Raw genomic sequence first — 17,180 nt, 5'->3', positions numbered from 1 at the left:
CAGGTCGCGGCGGGGCACGGTTCCGCCGCGCGAAATCCCTGTCCGGGATCAGTAATTCCAGGGATCGAGTCCGTCGGCGGGGTCGGGATGGGCCAGGTTGGCCACCCGGGTGGACCATCGGGTCAGGTCCACCCGGTTGGCCTCCGACCGGTCGTTGTAGTAGTTCTGCGCGGCGGTCCGCAAGTTGACCGCTGCTTCGGTGCCGATGGTCCAGCGGGTATCCCGGCCGACCGCGTTCCATTCGTCCGGTGTTATCGCGTCGCGCAGCGCGGTGTCGGAATCCCAATGCTGGCGTACCCGGTTGATGAAGCCGTGGTTCACCAGGGCGCCGGGCGGAGGCGCATTCGTGTGGCGGGCGAAGTTCTCCGCCGCGACCACGGCCTGGGCGCCGAAGGCCTCCCGTACCCCCTGCGAATCGGTCGGGCGGAGATGGTTCTCGACCGCTCGGGAGGCCGCGAGCGCCTTGCGCAACGGTCCCCACGCGTACGGGTTCGACATCATACTGGCCTGCATCGCCGACTGCGCCCGCAGTACCTGATGGACCCGATCGTCGGGAGTGCCCGCGGCACGCAGCAGTGCGGCGATCTGAGCGTCCGGTACTCGGCTGTCGCCGAGACCGTCGAGTGCGTTGGCCACTCCGAGCGCACCGGCCATACCCTCGTGTGTCTCGGCCCGCCGCCGTGCCTTGTGCAGCCAGTTGGCCCGGCCCAGTTCCCCCCACCTGTACAGCTCCCGCCGAGAGTCCGCGGTCGCGATATTGGCCATTTCGGACCGCTTCCTGCCGCGAGCCAGCGGATTCAGCGGATTCGGGGTGGCGGCCAGCATCCATCCCGTCACCGGCGAACTGTTCACGGTGTTCAGGGCGGCCAGCGCCGCTACCCCGCTGAGCGCGCCACCCGAGCCGCCTCCTCCGCCGGCGCCCCCGCCGCCCATGCCGAGGGCGGTGCCGCCACCGGATCCACCCGAACCGCCGCCGGCACCGTGCAGAGCCAGCGAGGCGCGGTTCGCGATCCAATCGTTGCCGCGAGACAGGCTGGAGTTCAGCCGTCCGACCTGTGAAATAGCCACGGCCTCGACCACACATACGATGACGAGCACCGACATCACCTGGCCGTTCGCCTGATCGAACAGGTTCTTCAAGAACAGCGTGTAGACGCCGAGGAATATCGTGAACACCGTCATTCGCACGGCGGCGATGAAACTGTCCACGATATTGCGGACCAGGAAGGTCTGGGTGGGTCCGTAGATGAAACCGCCGGCGGCGAAACCGAATATCGCCATAAAGCCGTGGTAGATGGCGTTCAGGGCGGCCTTGGTCACCTTCACGGACAAGTAGACCGCGAAGACCAGCAGCATGACGGCGCAGACGAGGAGGATCAAGCCCGTGCCGACCTGTCCCATGGTCGGCTCGCTCGCTTTGGCGTAGGCGGATCCGTTTCCGCAGTCCTTCATGCCGTCCCGGATATTGTCGGATTGGCCGGACAGCACGCCCGAGCTCCACGCCGACTCACAGGCGGGATAGTTGTCCACGACTTGCCCGAAATTCCATACCTGTACCGGTTTTCGGGCGAAATTATCGGCCAGGTTGTGCTGCATCTCGGTGACGAGCTGGTTCGGATTGGGGTTGCTGTCGCCGGTGAGACCGGCAGCCACCGACAGCCCTACATCACGCCCCTGGGTGAGGATTCCGCCGGAGGACAGCACATCCTCCAAAGGTTCGGCGAGGAATACCGGGCCCAGAACCGCCACACCGACCATCGTCACGACCTGGATGGTGGCCTTACCCGGCAGGCCACGAACGATGAAGATCGCGACGAAGAAGGCACCGCCGGTGGCCGAGGTCACCAGGATGATCGGGTTGGTGAGCTGCCGGGCCAGCGCGTCGGCCACACCGGTGAGGGCGTTGGCGAACATATCGAGCCAGGTGAAACTGAAGGTGAAGTCGATGACCCAGATTCCGGAGGTCACGAACGATATATAGCCGACGAACATCAGGCCTATCAGCGTCCACAGTACGGTGTTTGCGGGGTTGATGATGCTGCCCCGGTCCGTGGAGAAGGTATAGCTCGAGAGTGGAACCCCGTGGGAATCACGGATGTTCATCCATCCGAGTCCATCGATCTGCGAGACACCGCTACTCACCTGGGCTGTGGCCACCGCCCCGATGATGGCGGGGAAGATCACGAACACGAAGGCGAGTACGAGAGTCCAGAACAGCCGCCGACGCCACGGCCGCTCAGCGAGCCAGGCCTTGAACTCGGCAAGGCGGACCTTGGATCGCAGTACGATCGTATCCGGATACCAGCGCAGCGGATCCCATTTCCGTCCGGATCTCGGACGGCTGGAGGCTTCCGGTGTCTGTGCGGGAGCTGGGGTGGATACGGTCACGACGCGGCGTCTCCGATACACCGCGCGATGAGATGCGAGGACCGATCGGGACGTAATGACCGTGTTCCGGCGGTGGATTCACGGCACCACAAACGCAGGCTCATCTTCTGGTTACCTCCTGCGTGATGATCCGTCCCCGGGTCGATCGGAGGACGGGGCTCCGTGCACGTGATTGAACAACTCGGAACATTGATAATGACGTGTTCGAGCTGGTCAGTGCTTCCCCGTATTGGGAATCCCGGACAATCGGTGGGGTCAGGAAGGGAGTATCGCGCATGGTCGGCTGCGGGTGCCCGGTCTCACGCCGCGGCCGGTCGGGGATCGGCGGGCGGTGTCTCCATGGGCTGTTCGACGATACAGCCGTGATCCCAGCTGTGCCCGTTCGGTGAGCTCATGGGAATCGGTGACTGGATCGGAGACCATTGGGACGATGCCGTCGTCGGTGTCGCCAGCGCGGCCGGCTTCGCCCTCTTGGGCCCGGCCGGGGCCGCTCTCGCGGGCGGGGTCACAGGTGGTCTGACGGCCCTGGCGCAGGGCGAGGATCCGCTCGAGGCCGCCGCCTTCGGGGCGGCCGGCGGGGTCCTGGGCGGGGCCCTCGGCGTTGTGGGCAAGGGTGGCTGGGCTGCGTTCGGAAAGTCGGCTATAGAAGGGGCCAAGGGGCTCAAGAATGGTGGGGTCCGAGGAGCGTACACGGGGGTGCGCTCGCTGCTCGGTGACTCGAACAAGCGGATGATCTACGCGATGGCCTCCTCGGGTTCCATGGCGTTCCCCAGTGCTACCGATTCCATGTTGCGTGAGCCGTGGTATCAGTGGCGCGGCTACCCCGAGGTTCCGTTGATGGATATCAGTGCCGAGGAGCTCTCCGATATTCCGGATGGTATGCCGCCGGTTAGGATGCCCGATCCGGAACAGTTGCCGTACGGGCTCGAATTCGGACCGGCTATGCAGCAGAACTATCGAACCCTTCCGCGGAGCTATCTGGCGATCCGGAAGAACTTCGGTGAGAAGCCCTCGAAGACCACACTGCCGAAAGAGCTGGAGGTCGCGGATATTTCGGGTGAGGAGTCATCGGGAATACCGAACTACATCGAGTGGGTGGGCGCAATGCGCGAGCAGTACAAGGAGCTGAGGGCTCTTTCCGGCGCCGTGTCCAAGGCTGCCGTCGAACGGACCGAGGAACTGTGCGAGTGCGGCCGGAAGGATGTCGATGCGTCGATCGAGGCGTTGACGACGTTCGCCGAGGCACACCCCAGGCACCTGGAGCGGATCTCGTCCAATATAGACGATTACGAGAAGAAGCTGACTCAGTACGGTGGCTCCCCGATATTCCTGGTCGACCGGAAACAAGTCGGCGCCGGATTGAATGAAGATGCGTATGCGATGGTCCTGATCGGGGCAGCGAGTACCAGCCTCCAGGGAATTCTGGCCGGCTACAACGCCGAATTCGAGGCACTCGCCGACAAGACCGATGACCAAAAACCTGATGAGAAACATGGATCGGGCTCGAAGGGCGACGACGAGAAGAAATCCACCGATGAGGAGAAGACGGGGGCCGGTGCGGACGGGGACACCGACACCACCGATCCCTCGTACAAGCCGAACGGTCAGGATACCGATACGGAGGCGGCCGGCGCTCCAGAGGTGAACAGTGAGGTCCCCGCCCCGGATCCGCTGGACCTGAGCGGAGAAAGTGATCCGGTGTCCGATTCCGATCAGGCGGCCGATTCGGCCGGCACCTCGGATATCGAGGCAGCCGACATCGGACAGACCGAGCCCGGAACGTCGGCTTCCGAGGCCGTGCCCGGTGTGGCGCAGACGGCATCGGTCGCGTCGCCCGCGGCGAGTGGTGTGGGCGGCGGCGGGTTGGAATCGATGATGCTGCCGCAGTTGATTCAGGCAATGATGGCCGCTGGCCGCAACGGCGCCCCTGGAGAAACGGACGGCGAGAAACAGACGAAGGGCGTGCCGCAGAACCGTGGGCCGGCCGCCGCGCCGGGTTCGCACTCGGCGCCTGCCCAGACACCGGCGGCGAACGCCCAGGCGCAGGCTCAAGCGGCGGGGCAGGCGCCCCCGGCGAAGTCCGTCTCGGCGCCGCCGAACGCGGGCCCACCGCCGGGGGGCCCCGCACCCGATTCGGCGGGAAATATCGTTTATACCTTCCCGGACGGCCAGACGCAGGAGGTATCGCGAGTGGCGGCACAGGTTTTGGATGCGGCCTTTGGGAACGCGGCGGGCACGGACGCGCGAGCGGCCTACCGGGGCACGCCGGCGGAATGGTCGGATACACGCCATATCGGGGACAGAAAGAGCCCGGGCCAGGCGATGACCGGCGACGTCGGGGTCTGGGACGGACGTACCGCGGTGCTGGTGAAGTTCGATGAACCGGAGTCCCCGCCCGCGATAATCGCCGACGGTGTGCTGCACCCGATTGCCGAGCTCGACGATATGCGCGATGCCGAAGGAGAATTCGGTGCCTTCGTAGGAATCTTCCGTCCACCCGGAATCGAGAAGGCGGAGCCGGGACAAGGCCCCGGACCGTCGGGACAACCCGCCGACGATGCCGCCCTCGGCGCGACCGTACCAGCCTAGGAGGCGACAATGTGGGGTGAGGGTGCCGTCGGCTTTATCGCTGACGTCGGTGTGAACCTGGCGGTCGCACGCGTCATGCCCGGAAAAGCGGGCATGCTCGTCGGCGGTGCGGCCGGTGGCGCGGCGCATGAGGTTGCCGACGACATTGTCGGCGGCCGTGGCCTCAGTGTGGATGGTGCCGGTGACATACTCAAGTCCGCCGTCGGGGGGGCTGTGGCCAACGGGGTGTTGGGTTATGGCGCGGGCCGCGTCGGGAAAGGGGTAGGCGCCGCAGCGAAACGCGCGGAGAAATCGATAACACCTGAATTGAACCGGCTGGATTTGGCTGCGAAGCGTGCGGCAGAAAGGGCGAACAAACTAAGAGGCGATCTCAGCAGCTACCAGTCCAAGCTCGATAACTGGGGGCGTTTTCAGAGAAAGGTGAAGATAGGAAACAAAAATTTAAGCAAAGATGAATTGAAAGATCTCATCAAGTCTACACGCGCTAGGATCAGTAAATCGGAGGCCTCAGCTCGGAGGTATTCCGACAAGCACAAGAACACTGCTGCCGATAAGCACCTGGATCAGCTGAAAAAATGGGAAGAACGGCTGAAGAGTGGTCAGGGCAAGTTCGCGTCGTCGAGCAATGCAGCCGCTCCAGGGGTGGCAAACAGGTGGCTCCGCGCACTCGGTTCGGCGGGTGTGGTCCAGATTGCGGGGGGCGATGAGCCCGGTGGCGGCAAGGGTGGGCAGGGGCAGGATGTGCCCGAGATCACTTTTGTATGGGTCGGTGAGGGGGCCGCCGGATCGCAATATGGCGAAAAGCCGTTCGTCGAGGACGAGAAATACACTACGGAAGGAGGAAGCGGGTTTCTTCTTCAACCCTCAAAAGGCTTGAGTCCGCAGGTCGAGAAGTGGTATGGCCACCCCACGGATTCGGTGGCGAAAGCAATTGCGGATGGCCACAAATTATTTGGCGATCCGAAATTAAAGTCCAAGATCGAGGACGATAAACTGAAGATGAAGGACGTGGCGATTCCGAGGCTCAGTGCGGCCGGGTCCGGGATCGGAAAAGGGGGCGCCGCCAGCGAATACGGGAAGCTGGTCGGAAAGTTGAACGATAAGGCGGACCTGGTCGACGCCGCGCAGGTGAACGTGGTAAACGTTCTACCGAAGGTCGAAGATATCACCAAAGAGGGTCGGGAAAATTACGCCGAACTGATCCGTGGCATGAACGTGAACGTATCGCAAATGCATGCTCCCACCACCAACGAGGAAATGCTGAGGATGCTGATGCAGGCGATGGTGGAGTCTGCCGAAGAGATCGAGGGCGCCAACAAACTGCACCAGGCGCAGGCCGAGCGGGTCGAAAAGCAGAAGGAAACCCTGGAAGACGACCGCGCGCGGGACGACGACCTGAAGAACAGTGTGGACCGGTCCGTGAATAATGCACAGGATCCCTCGTATACGCCCGATCCGGTGAAGTCCGGTATCACCGATCCGTCCCTGCTTCCGGATACCACTCCCGGTGATATCAATACCCCGGGAACCTCTGCCGAGGATCTGCAGAATTCGGTGGGCAAGCAGGACGACGAGATGAACGAGGCCCTGGAGAACGCCACCAACCCGGCAACCGATTCCGCGATGGACCCCGCAACCAACCCATCCCTCGCCTCGCCGGCCTCGACAGGCTCTCTGGGTTCCATGGGATCTATGGGTTCCCCGGGCGGAGTCGGCGACCTCATGGGTCAGATGCAGACGATGCAGACGATGGAGATGATGCGCCGGATGGCCGAAGCGCGTAACGGTGCCGACCCCGATCTGGCCAGCCGGGCGAAGGATATCGACCCCGCGCGCTACGACCGGGCCGCCGCGCCGACCATGCCGCAGCAGCAGCCGGGATCGACTCCGTGGTCGAATCAGCCGGCGTCGACCGGCGCCCCGGCACAGGCGCAAAACGCTCACCATCCGGCCGGCCCGCCCAACGGCGCCAACTCGACGCAGGCCGGCGGGGGTGCGCCGGCGCGGGTCGCCGGAGACGACGGCCTGGTGCCCTATCAGCTCCCGGACGGCCGGTCGCAGCGGGTGCCGCTCGCGGCGGCGCAGGGGCTGGATAAGGGGTTCGCCAACAAGACCGGCACCGACGCCCAGGCGGCCTATCAGGGGACTGCGGCCGCGTGGACCGATCCAAAAGATATCGGCCTAGCCGTCGACCCGTTCGGCGTGGCGACCGGCGATGTCGCGACCTGGCGGAAGTCGTCGAAGGATAAGCCGGACACCGAATCCAGCGGTGACCCGGAATTCCGGACGGCGATCGTGGTGCGGTTCGGGGATCCGGAAACCGGCACTCTGGAGGTTCTGGTGAATGGCGAATTGCAGCCGTTCTCGCCGGATATGACGGATGACGCGGGAGCTTTCGGTGATTTCGCGGGCTTCAAACATCCGAAGGGTATGGAGGCGGCCGGCGACAAGGGACAGGACACCGGCGTTCCGGCCGATCAGGGTACCGATGCTCCGGCCATGGCGCCGGCGTAGGAAAGTGGACGGTCGAGAGGAGTGAGGCATGCCGCTGAATGTCGATCTCGGTGAACTGGTGTCCGTTGCCGGGCAGTCCGCGGACCTGGCGCGTGCCACCGGTGCGGCGATGCCGCGGGAATGGGTGCTGCCCGCCGGGGCGGATCCGATTTCCGCTCAGGCCGTTCCGCAGTTGAACTCCCAGGCGGCGGCCCTGTTCAACGCGACCGTCGGGGTGTTGAACAAGATCCAGAACGACGCACACCGGATCGGCAAGGCTGCCGTCGAATACTCGGCCGCCGACGATGAAGGTAGTCGCCAGGTGAATGGGGCCGCCGGGGAACTGGTGGACAATCCGGTACCCGCCATGGAGCAGGTGGGATTCCGGCGGGTGCCGCCGGGGCTGCGCGATATGCCCGTCACGACCGGTGATCCGCTGACCTTCGCGCGGCAATTGCGGGCCGGGCCGGGCCCGGAGCCCGCGCACCGGTTCGCCGATTCGGTTCGGTTGTTCAACAACAGCTCCCGGGTCCAGGCCTCCGGTGATATGGACCGGGCCGGTTCCATCCTCCAGAATTGGAGCCCGGTGGGTTCGGAGGTCGCCCAGCGGTTCGCGACCTACCGCGGCTGGATGGACCATTTGGGGGACGCGATGGAGAAGCTGGCGCAGGGCGCCGAATCCTATGGCAATGCCTTCGCCCGGGTGAAGGCGAAACACCCCACCCCGGAAGAGATCCTGGCCTCCCGGAAGAAGATGCTGGCGGCGGCACGGTCGAAGAACCAAGCGGCTCTCGCGGCCGCGACCGCGGAGTACAACGAGTTGAACGCGCGGTCGGGGGAGGCCGCCGGCTCCTATGCCACCGAAACCGGGACCGGTGTCGCGGATTCGGCGCAGGGCTCGGGCGCGGCCGCGGAGGCCGGAACCGGGGCTTCCGGCGGATCCGGCGGTTCCGGCAGCGAGATGCTCTCCCAGATGTTGCCCATGCTGATGCAGATGATGCAGCTCGGCAATGACGGATTGTCCCAGACCGAGGAAGTCTCGGACGAGTATTACGACGACTACTACGACGACTACGGTCTCGGTGGTGGGGTTCCGTCCTACGGCAGTCCGACCGGCGGTTCACCGTCGATACCCAGCGGCGGGATGCCGAGCGACTCGTCGGTGCAGACTCTGTCGGCGACGACGGCCATGCCGCTGGCTGCCTCCGCCGCCGGTAGCAATGCCGGTGCTCCGCCGCGGATACCCGCGGCCGAAACCGCCTCGGGTGGTACATCGGCGGGGGCCGGCCGCACTGCCGGATCGCCGATGATGCCGTATATGCCCATGTCACCAGGGATGGGCGGAGCCGGCGGCGGAGGAGGCGCCGGCGACCGCAACAGGGTGGTCGCCTGGCATCCCGACCGGCTGATGTACGTCGACGACACCCCGCATACCGAACCTGTCATCGGGGAACGGCCCACTATCGCGCCGACGGTTACCCAACCGACCCCGGCGCCGACCAACCAGGCCCCCAGCCGCTCCGGAGGTAACGCATGACCATCCACCCAGATGTCCAGGCCGCGCTGGACGCGGCCCGCGAATTACGGCATCGCATCGCCGATATGCGCGAGCGTATCGACGATGTCCGTGCGCGCCGCCCGTCGCCCAGTGGCACGGTGATTCCGGAGGTCGACGCGATGGGGCGGCTCACCAGCCTGTATCTGGCGCCGGGGACCGCGGACCGTTTCACCAGCGACGAACTGGTCGCGGAGATCATGGCCGCCATCCGGGAGAGCACCCAGGACGCCGCCCGGCAGTACCAGGTGATCATGGAGACCGTGATCACCGATGACGAGGAGGACGCCGCGGACGGCGCGGCGGAGAGTCGTGAACCGGAGGCGGTGCGATGACCGGCCCGGACCCCGGCGGCGCGGATCCGGGAGACGATTCGGTCTCCGCCGCCGACGCCATCGGCTGGCTGCACGAGGAAGGGCTGGCGCGGCTGGCCTCGCTGGGCGCGGGTTCGCCCAACCCGGCCGTCGCCTTCGCCATCGATGTGGCCACCGGGATCGTCACCAAATATCCGGCCGCCAACGGCGGTATCGGCGCCGATTCCAGCACCGTCGCCGCGGACGATCTGCCGGCGCCGGCGGGTGGACCCAATCGATTGGTGGTCGTGGGAGTCACCAACGTCGATCAGGTGCTGGTGGTCGATCTCGCCGGATCACTGGTGATCGGTATCAACGGTGAGCGCCCCGAACTGGCCGCCCGGTCCTGGGTGAGTCAGCTGTTGCTGAACCCGGATATCACCGTTACGACCAATAGTGCGGATGTCGCGCTCGGCAGCAGTTCGCGTTGCCGCAAGAGTTTCATACCCGGCGGCGGCGGTTCCGTTGTCAGCGTCGACGACGGAAATCCGCCGGTGACAACGGTATCGATGAACTCCGATGTGGAGAGTTCCGACTACTTGGATCTGCTCGGTGACGGTGGCGGCGAGATGTACCTGGGCGCGCGGGTCTGGCCGCTGCGGCTGGTGATGACCATCGGCGACGCACCGTGGTCGGCCTTATCGGACACTTTGGCCGCGTCTGCCCAGTGAGCTCAGGAGACAGAGAATGAACGACGACTACGACTACGACGATCTCGCGGACGATGTGGACAGCCCGGTATCCACGAAATCCGTCGGCCCACCCCAGGTGTATGAGGTGTTCAATCCCGACCATACGGTCGGTGTGGCGTGCGATCGCGACGGGGAGATAGTCGGGCTGCACATCACCGACGATGCCCGGGACAACGGCGATACCTGGCTGAGCGCGGAGATACTCAAACTCGCCGGGCTCGCGCATACGAAATCGCGGCTCGGGCTGCGTCGTGAGATGGAGGCCAACGGCGCCCGCGCCTACACCATCGACTCGTTCGGTCTGCCGACCGAGGCCGGGTATCAGACGATGGAGGACGAGGCGTTCGGACTGCGTCCCGCGTAACTGTGCCCGGTGACGGGATCAACGGACAGACAGGAAAAGAACCATGGTGCATATCGTTTCCCTCGACGAGGTGGATTCGATCGTCGGGAGCATCGCCCCGGCCACCTCGCTGCTGACCGGGGATGTCAGTACGGTTGCCGAGTCACTGACGATGGACTCGAAAGCCGGTTCGTCACTGGACGCGGTGAGCCGGACCATGTGCAGTCACCTGGATTGGATCCAGGACACCGTCGCCGCGAAGGTCACGGAAGTCACCGACCAGACCGAGACCACCGTGCATGCCGCCGATTACGGTACTGCGGTGTACCACAACACCGATGTCGACGGCGGCGGAGTCGTGCGGTCGGCCTCGGTCTGATCGGTCGTTGTGGCACCGGAACAAGCGAGCCCGTACTGGGACCGGATCGTCGGTGACGACTGGCCCCAGATACCGCCCTCGGCGTGGCACGGGTTGGAGACCGCTGCCCGCGAAGGTGCCGAAGCGCTGAATCTCGCCGATATAGAACAGGCGCGCCGCGCGTTCGACGAGGTGGTCATCCAGTCGGAGGGGCTGGCGCAGATCCGGCGTGCGTTGGTTGCCCTGGAGCAGAATCCGCGGGCTTTCGCGGCGGCCCTGAAGGCCGCGGCCGATACCTTCGGCACCTTCGGTGACGTGGTGCGTCGGACCCGTAATCAGATACTGGATGTGGTGGAGAACGCCACCGACCGGATCGGGCAGGCCACCAGCGGCGATAACAACGACGACGGTGAGGAGGGCGATGAGGCCGAGGCGGAAGCGGACCGGCAGGCCGCTGACGCGATCGTCGCCGAGGCACGCGGGGACGTGGTCGATATCGTCGCCGCCGCGCTGTCCGCACTCGGTCCGCAAGGGCTGCCCAGGCTGGACGATATAGCCCGGGAACTGGGGCAGCCGGGGCCGTGGCGGCAAGGTGCGCGGGCACCGCACGCGCCGCCCCGGAAGCCGGGTGGGCAGGGGAGGCCCGTCGCTCACGACAGGCGCCGGCAGCGCGGCCGCGGTTTCGAGGCCGGTCCGTGGGTTCCGGGATTCGAAAGGCCTGTGCTGCCCGATAAGGGGCTCGGGCAGAAACTGATCGACCTGATCGGCGATCTGTTGCGACCCGGACCGGACCCGCTGGGTCCGAACCTCCCGCCGGGAGTCGCGGTCGATGTGCCGGTCGGTGCCGGGGATATGCCTGCCGCGCCGGGCGTGCCCGCGGAGGCGGGGCCGGGACCCGGGCCGGGAGACCGGGGAAACGGCGCCCCCGGGCTCGGGGCGCCGGGTCAGCCCGGGCCTCCGGACGCGGGCCGCGCCGAGCCCGGGCCCGCCGGGGGAGTCGACGGTCATGGTGGGGGTCCCGAGGATCGTGGTAGTGGGGGACCCGGCGATCGTGGTGGGGACAACAGCGGAGGCCCCGCTAGTGATAGGGCGGATTCGGTCGACAGGCCGGGCGACGCATCGCGCGCGGAGCATGCCGGCCGACCCGACGGGGAATCGCAACCGGACCGCGAGCTGCGTGACGCGGGCACACACCAGGGCTCGGACGGGCTCGACACATGGAATACGTTGCGCGGGAACGGCACACGTGAGGACCAGGCCTCCGAGGCCGGGGCAGCGGCCCCAGCCCCGCCGCCGGTGTTCCCGGCTGCGCCGCCGCCAGCTCCCGGCCCGGCCGCCGCCCCGGGCCCCGGCAGTGCGGGCGCCGGATCTCCGGCCGCCGGTGCACCGGCAGCCGCGGCGACCTCCACCCAGTCCATGTCCTCGGCCGCGCCGGCCGCTCGTGGTGTGGTGGGGCCGGTCGACGCGTTCCGGGCGCCGGGGGCTACCGGCAAGGTGCTGACGCCCGGTTCCGGGCCGGGCGTGAGTGCGGTGCCCGGTGTAAAGGTGCCGGTGCCGCTGCCGGACGGTGATATCGCACCGGAAAAGCGCGCTGGTGGAAACGAACTCGTACAGGACGCCGTCGGCGCGGCCATGGTCTCGGCGTCCGCCCCCGCCTTCGTGGTCGGCGAACGCGTCGACGGTGACCTGGTGCTGGCCCGCACCCTGCTGGGCGGTATCCGAGCGGCCGCCGACTCATGGGTTGTCGGTGTCGATTGGGCGGTCGCGGTATTGCGCCATCAGAGCGGGGTGAGCGCATTCGTCACGTCCAATGAAGGCCGCGGCTGGCTGCCCGCCCGGCTGTATCTGCCGAGCGAGGTCTCGCTGCCCTGGTTATGGGCCGTGGCCGAGGATTCCGGTTGGGAAGGTATCGCCGACCCCGCCCGGATACTGGTGGAGTTCGCGATCGCCTGGGGCGCGAAATCGGGTGCGAAACTTTCGGCGCTGGCGTCGTCGCAGCCGGTCGATCCACTGTTGGGACGCCAGTTGGGTTCGGTCTCACTCGCGGGGTCGGTGCCGGCGTCGGGCACCATGGATCTGCGGGCGCCGTCGCCGGGCACGCTGGATCGCCTGGGCCTGACAGCGGCGCCCCGGCTGCTCGATCGGGCGGCCAAGGTCGCGGACGACGCGATCGCGCTGCGGTGCCTGGAGTTGGCCGTGGACGCCCACACCCGAATTCATCGCGCCGAACTTCCGGCGGTCGACGCGATGGGCGCCCCCGAGATCAGGCTCCGGATCCTGCGAGCGGTGCGCGACGGACGGGATTTCGCGGACAGCTGGTGGGAAGAGATCCAGGATGCCGACGATCTGATCGCCGCGACCGCGCTCGGGCATCGCGCCGAGACGAGCCGTATCGGACTCGGTGAACTGCGCACCGATGCCGCCGATCTCGATCCGGGCTCGGAGCTGTCGGTATTGCGCGCGCTCACCTTCCAGCGGCGCTGCAACGAGTTGGTTCTGCTGTTGTCCGAGGAGAAGTCGCGGCAGACACTGCGTGACGCGGTGTACGCGCACGCTCAGATCCTCGCGCATCCACTGTTCGCGGCGCGGCGGGCCGAATCAGCACCCGCACCCGCGCCGCGCGCGACGATCTCGGCGGGCCCCGGCCGATGATCGTGCCCGCGCCCGAATGCCCTGTTCTCCCCAATGCTGGGAAGAATCGACAATTGTGGAGAGTTGCCGGCGGGAAGGATTGATGGAGCATGCCCGAATGGTTGGATATCGACCCTCAGGTACTGCGCCAGCTTGCTCTGCAACACGACCAGGTCGCGGCGGAAACCCGGGAATGGGCGAAACCTCCGTCGGAATGGCTCGCGCTCTTCGAACCCACCTACGGGAAGATCGCTTTCCCGGTCAAAGAAGCCCTCGAACGCTATTACGACGCCCGGCAGCGCGCCGGTGAGGCGCTGGCCAGGGAACACGAGCAGACCGCCTACTCACTGCGCAAATCCGCGGACGATTACGAGCGGACCGACGACGAAGGCGCGGCGCTCCTCCGCCCGCCCGTGGAGGATTCGACCGTAGGCGGCGGAACCTCCGGTAGCGGTCCGGCCGTGGGAAGCCCGATCGGCACGAGCCCGAACGGTGCGAGCCGGGGCGATATGCCGGATGCTTTCGGCGGTCCCCGGGAAAGCGGTGCCACGTCTCTGCCCGCCGCATCCGCGACGCCGCCGCCGGGTACGGCGACACCCGCGGGGCCGGCGGGTCCCACCGCCGCCGACGGTGCGGCTGCGCCGGGACAGGGCGGTGCGACGGCGCCCCCCAGCGGTGCCACCGCCACACCCGGCACCCCTGTGCCACCCACCGAGCAGTCCGCCGGTTCGGGCACTCCGACGGCCAATGCCGGACCGGGTAGCGGCCCGGCCACGGCCGGTGACGCGGTGCACCCGGGCGGCCCGGTCGGCGGCGCGCCGGTCGGTTCCGGTAGCGACGACCGCGGCAGCGGTACGACACCCGCGGGCACGCCGACCCCGGTTCCGGTAACCCCGCTGACGCCGTTCAACTCGGCCGTGGACTCGGCGAAGGACAGGGAAGCCGAACCCAACTACATCGTGGGCGACGCGGTGAACGAGGACCTCGTCATCGCCAAGACGCTGCTCGGCGCCGTACTGGCCGCCACCGATTCCGCGGTCGGGATGACCTGGTCGGTCGCGGTGATGCGCGGTCCCGCCGGCGCGGGTATCTTCATCAACTCGAACGAGGGCCGCGGCTGGCTGCCCGCCGGACTGTATCTGCCGCGGCAGGTGTCCACGCCGTGGCTGTGGGACGAGTTGCTCGCCGAAGACGGTGATGCCGCGTCCCCTTGGGAAGGTGTGTCCGATCCGGCGCGGGTACTCGCCGAATTCGGGATGGCCTGGGGCGCGAAGGCCAATGCGGTGCTCTCCGCCCTCGTTTCGTCGGGGCCGATCGACCCCGGTCTGCAGGGCCGGTTCGGTGACGTCGCGATGCAGGGAATGGTGGGACCGAGCGACGACGTCGACCTGCGGGTGCTCACACCGGATACGGTCGACCGTCTGGGCCTTACCGGATCCGTGCCGGCGCTCGAATCGGTATCGTCCGTTCCGGACGCCCGGGTGCGGGCCCGCTGCATCGAACTCGCCGTCGACGCTCATACCCAACTCGGCCGATCCCTTCCGGGATACAACGACACCGTGGGTGCGCGCAGTATCCGCGACCGGATCCTGGCCAAGGTCGAGGCGGGTGAGGAGGTCCCGGGTTCCTGGTGGGAGGAACTCCGCGACGCCGACGATCTGCTGGCCGCGGCGATGATCTCCCAACGGGTCGATGTGGGCCGGGTGGATATCGGTGCCATTCGGGTGGACGACGAAGTGAACGCGCTGCGTGCCATGGTGTGGGAGCGGCGCTGCAACGAACTGGTCGCGCTACTGGAGCAGGAGCCGGATCGGCAGGTCCTGCGCGACGCCGTCTACGCGCACAGTCAAGTGTCGGAACACCCGTCGTTCGTGGCGGCGCCGGCGCCCGTGTCCACCGGGGTCGACGAGCGGGTGGACCGTCCGGCCGGTGGTACCACCGGAGTCTCTGCTCCGAGCACCGAAGAGGCGGGCGAGAGTGTGGATCAGGGGCGGCCGGGTGTTGCCGGTCCGCCCTCCGGTGCGGTGGTCGCTCCGGATATCGGTGCGGGACCCCCGTCCGGTGCGGTCGCCCCGTCGATCACACCGCCGCCGGAGTTCCGGAACAACTCCTGAGCGATCCCGGCCGCATCCCTCCTGTCCGAATCGGTGAGAGGGATGCGGCGCGCACATATTCCGGACGCGACCAGTGGGCACGACCGATAGCCGAGACCGGACCGGACGGGAACCGGTACGGGACAGTTGACGGCGCCGGGCCGGTGCCGCTGTGGGCGAATGGTCGGCGAGCGATTCCGTTCTGTCGGAACGGAATTCGTGCCTTCGGTCGCAGTCCGGTGCGGTCAGACCTGTTGGTTCGGAGTTGTGGGACCGTAAGGAATTTCGGTCTGCGGTCCACTGGGCGCAGGGTTCTGCGGCGCTCCACCCTGAGGGGGCGCCGCGCCCGAGGGGGCCGGTGCGGTGGGATCAGTGGCGGTGGGCGCGGGCCCGGGAGCCGGCTGACTCGGCGGCGCCTCGTCGTCGTCCTCTTCGTCCTCGTCGTCTTTCTTGCCGAGAAGTTCGGGAAGCTGGCCGAGCATGGGCATCAGCGCCATGGGCAGCATGGCGAGCATCGGCAGCATCGAGCCGAGGCCGCCGCCGGCCGCTGCCTGCTGGGCAGCACCCGCGCCCCCGGCGGCCCCGCCCCCGGCGGCCCCTCCACCCGAGGAACCGCTGCCCGAGCCACCCCCGGCGGCACCGGAATTCACATCCTGGGCCGTCTTGACCAGGTCGTGCACCTTTGTGACCGCGGCCTCGAGATGATCCATGAGCTTGGCCTCTTGGGGCGCTTTCAGTTTCTTCGTACCGACCGAGTCCAACGCGACCTGCAGTTCGTTGCGGATGTGCTGGATCTTGTACAGGGTCTGGGCCTGCTCGGCGGCGATCATCTGTGCGGTGCCGTCCACTTGCGCGTCCATATCGACCATGGAGTCCTGCCGGGCACCGGCGGAGGCTACCTGTTGTTTGTACAGATCCACGCCTTTACCCGACCCTTCGACGGCCGCGGCCTGGACCTTGTCGGGGGTTTTCCCGTTATTGGGTGGGGGAGGCGGGTCCGAACGCCCGAATCCCAGCACGTCCACCGATTTCTGCATCGCATCCGCAGCCTGCACCACGCAGAGCTTGAACGGCGCCGAGGCGCCGGGGGGCGGGTCCAGTTGCACCACGTAGAGCGCCTTGGTCGGGCCTTGTTTGCCGTTGACCTGCATTCCCGCGGACGGGCCGGCCGCCGATCCGAGGTTCCCCGATCCGCTGCCCGGTGCGCCGGTCGTGGTGTTCGACTGCCCGTTGGTTCCCTTGGTCCCGGTGCCGGCCGGGGCGGCGGTCGGTTTGGGCGTGCCTGCTTGTGGGGCAGCGCTTTTGGGGGTTGGGGATGATTGCCCGCTGGTTCCCTTGGTCGTCGGGGCGGGCCGGCCGGCCAGTGTGGCCGGCCGAGTCTCGGCGGCGCCCGGTGTGCGCTGGGCCGGGTGCTGATCGGCGGGTCGCTGTTCGGGGGAGGGCCGATCGGAGGGGCGCTGTTCAGTGGAGCGCTGATCGGAGGGCCGCTGCCCGGCGTCCGGCGCCGTGCCTTGGGCGGGCTGATCCGTATACGCTGCCGCTGTTTCCATCCGCTACCGTCGCCTCCCGTGCTGTCACCTTAATTGTGTTGTCTTCCTGAGGATGGGAATACGACGCGCGTCGTTCATTTGCATGTTGTCGCATAGTCGAACAGATGACAGGGGCGTAATTGCCGAGAAATTGCC

11 protein-coding genes are annotated in these 17,180 nt (G+C 67.1%); 9 read left to right on the top strand and 2 right to left on the bottom strand.

Annotated features, from left to right (window positions below; genetic code table 11):
- Positions 1 to 48 precede the first annotated feature (48 nt).
- Positions 49 to 2,388 (bottom strand): hypothetical protein, encoded by a 2,340-nt coding sequence (locus tag ABZ827_RS28705; RefSeq protein ID WP_357243257.1) that lies wholly within the window; start codon positions 2,386 to 2,388, stop codon positions 49 to 51.
- 393 nt (positions 2,389 to 2,781) lie between these two features.
- Between ABZ827_RS28705 and ABZ827_RS28700 the strand changes: the two genes are divergently transcribed.
- From ABZ827_RS28700 to ABZ827_RS28660, 9 genes are all read left to right on the top strand, one after another.
- Positions 2,782 to 4,977 (top strand): hypothetical protein, encoded by a 2,196-nt coding sequence (locus tag ABZ827_RS28700; RefSeq protein ID WP_357243254.1) that lies wholly within the window; start codon positions 2,782 to 2,784, stop codon positions 4,975 to 4,977.
- Positions 4,978 to 4,986: 9 nt separating this feature from the next.
- Positions 4,987 to 7,491 carry a hypothetical protein gene (locus tag ABZ827_RS28695; protein WP_357243251.1) on the top strand — a complete coding sequence of 835 codons (2,505 nt, stop codon included), beginning with the start codon at positions 4,987 to 4,989 and terminating at the stop codon, positions 7,489 to 7,491.
- Positions 7,492 to 7,519: 28 nt separating this feature from the next.
- Positions 7,520 to 9,007: a PPE domain-containing protein gene (locus ABZ827_RS28690; protein WP_357243248.1), complete on the top strand. Its 1,488-nt coding sequence runs from the start codon at positions 7,520 to 7,522 to the stop codon at positions 9,005 to 9,007.
- The gene (locus tag ABZ827_RS28685) at positions 9,004 to 9,360 is read left to right on the top strand and encodes a YbaB/EbfC family nucleoid-associated protein (protein ID WP_357243245.1); all 357 of its coding nucleotides are present in this window, start codon (positions 9,004 to 9,006) and stop codon (positions 9,358 to 9,360) included. Before ABZ827_RS28690 ends, ABZ827_RS28685 begins: the two co-directional genes overlap by 4 nt.
- Positions 9,357 to 10,049, top strand: coding sequence for a hypothetical protein (locus ABZ827_RS28680; RefSeq protein ID WP_357243243.1), 693 nt, complete (start codon positions 9,357 to 9,359; stop codon positions 10,047 to 10,049). The genes ABZ827_RS28685 and ABZ827_RS28680 overlap by 4 nt, the downstream gene beginning before the upstream one ends.
- 16 nt (positions 10,050 to 10,065) lie before the next feature.
- The gene (locus tag ABZ827_RS28675) at positions 10,066 to 10,434 is read left to right on the top strand and encodes a hypothetical protein (RefSeq protein ID WP_357243240.1); all 369 of its coding nucleotides are present in this window, start codon (positions 10,066 to 10,068) and stop codon (positions 10,432 to 10,434) included.
- A gap of 43 nt (positions 10,435 to 10,477) precedes the next feature.
- Entirely contained in the window at positions 10,478 to 10,792 is a 315-nt protein-coding gene (locus tag ABZ827_RS28670; RefSeq protein WP_357243238.1) for a hypothetical protein, read from the top strand.
- Positions 10,793 to 10,801: 9 nt separating this feature from the next.
- The gene (locus tag ABZ827_RS28665; protein WP_357243235.1) at positions 10,802 to 13,423 is read left to right on the top strand and encodes a hypothetical protein; all 2,622 of its coding nucleotides are present in this window, start codon (positions 10,802 to 10,804) and stop codon (positions 13,421 to 13,423) included.
- An 89-nt stretch (positions 13,424 to 13,512) separates the two neighbouring features.
- The gene (locus tag ABZ827_RS28660) at positions 13,513 to 15,516 is read left to right on the top strand and encodes a type VII secretion target (RefSeq protein ID WP_357243232.1); all 2,004 of its coding nucleotides are present in this window, start codon (positions 13,513 to 13,515) and stop codon (positions 15,514 to 15,516) included.
- Positions 15,517 to 15,740: 224 nt separating this feature from the next.
- Here ABZ827_RS28660 and ABZ827_RS28655 read toward each other — a convergent pair whose 3' ends face one another.
- A complete protein-coding gene (locus ABZ827_RS28655) occupies positions 15,741 to 17,045 on the bottom strand; it encodes a hypothetical protein (RefSeq protein ID WP_357243229.1) in 1,305 nt (434 codons plus the stop codon).
- Between the last annotated feature and the right edge of the window lie 135 nt (positions 17,046 to 17,180).

Origin of the sequence: Nocardia sp. NPDC019395, assembly GCF_040632335.1 — a bacterium.
In the GTDB taxonomy this organism is placed as follows: domain Bacteria; phylum Actinomycetota; class Actinomycetes; order Mycobacteriales; family Mycobacteriaceae; genus Nocardia.
Note: the sequence above shows the minus strand (reverse complement) of the source record. Positions and strands in the feature narration are given on the sequence as shown.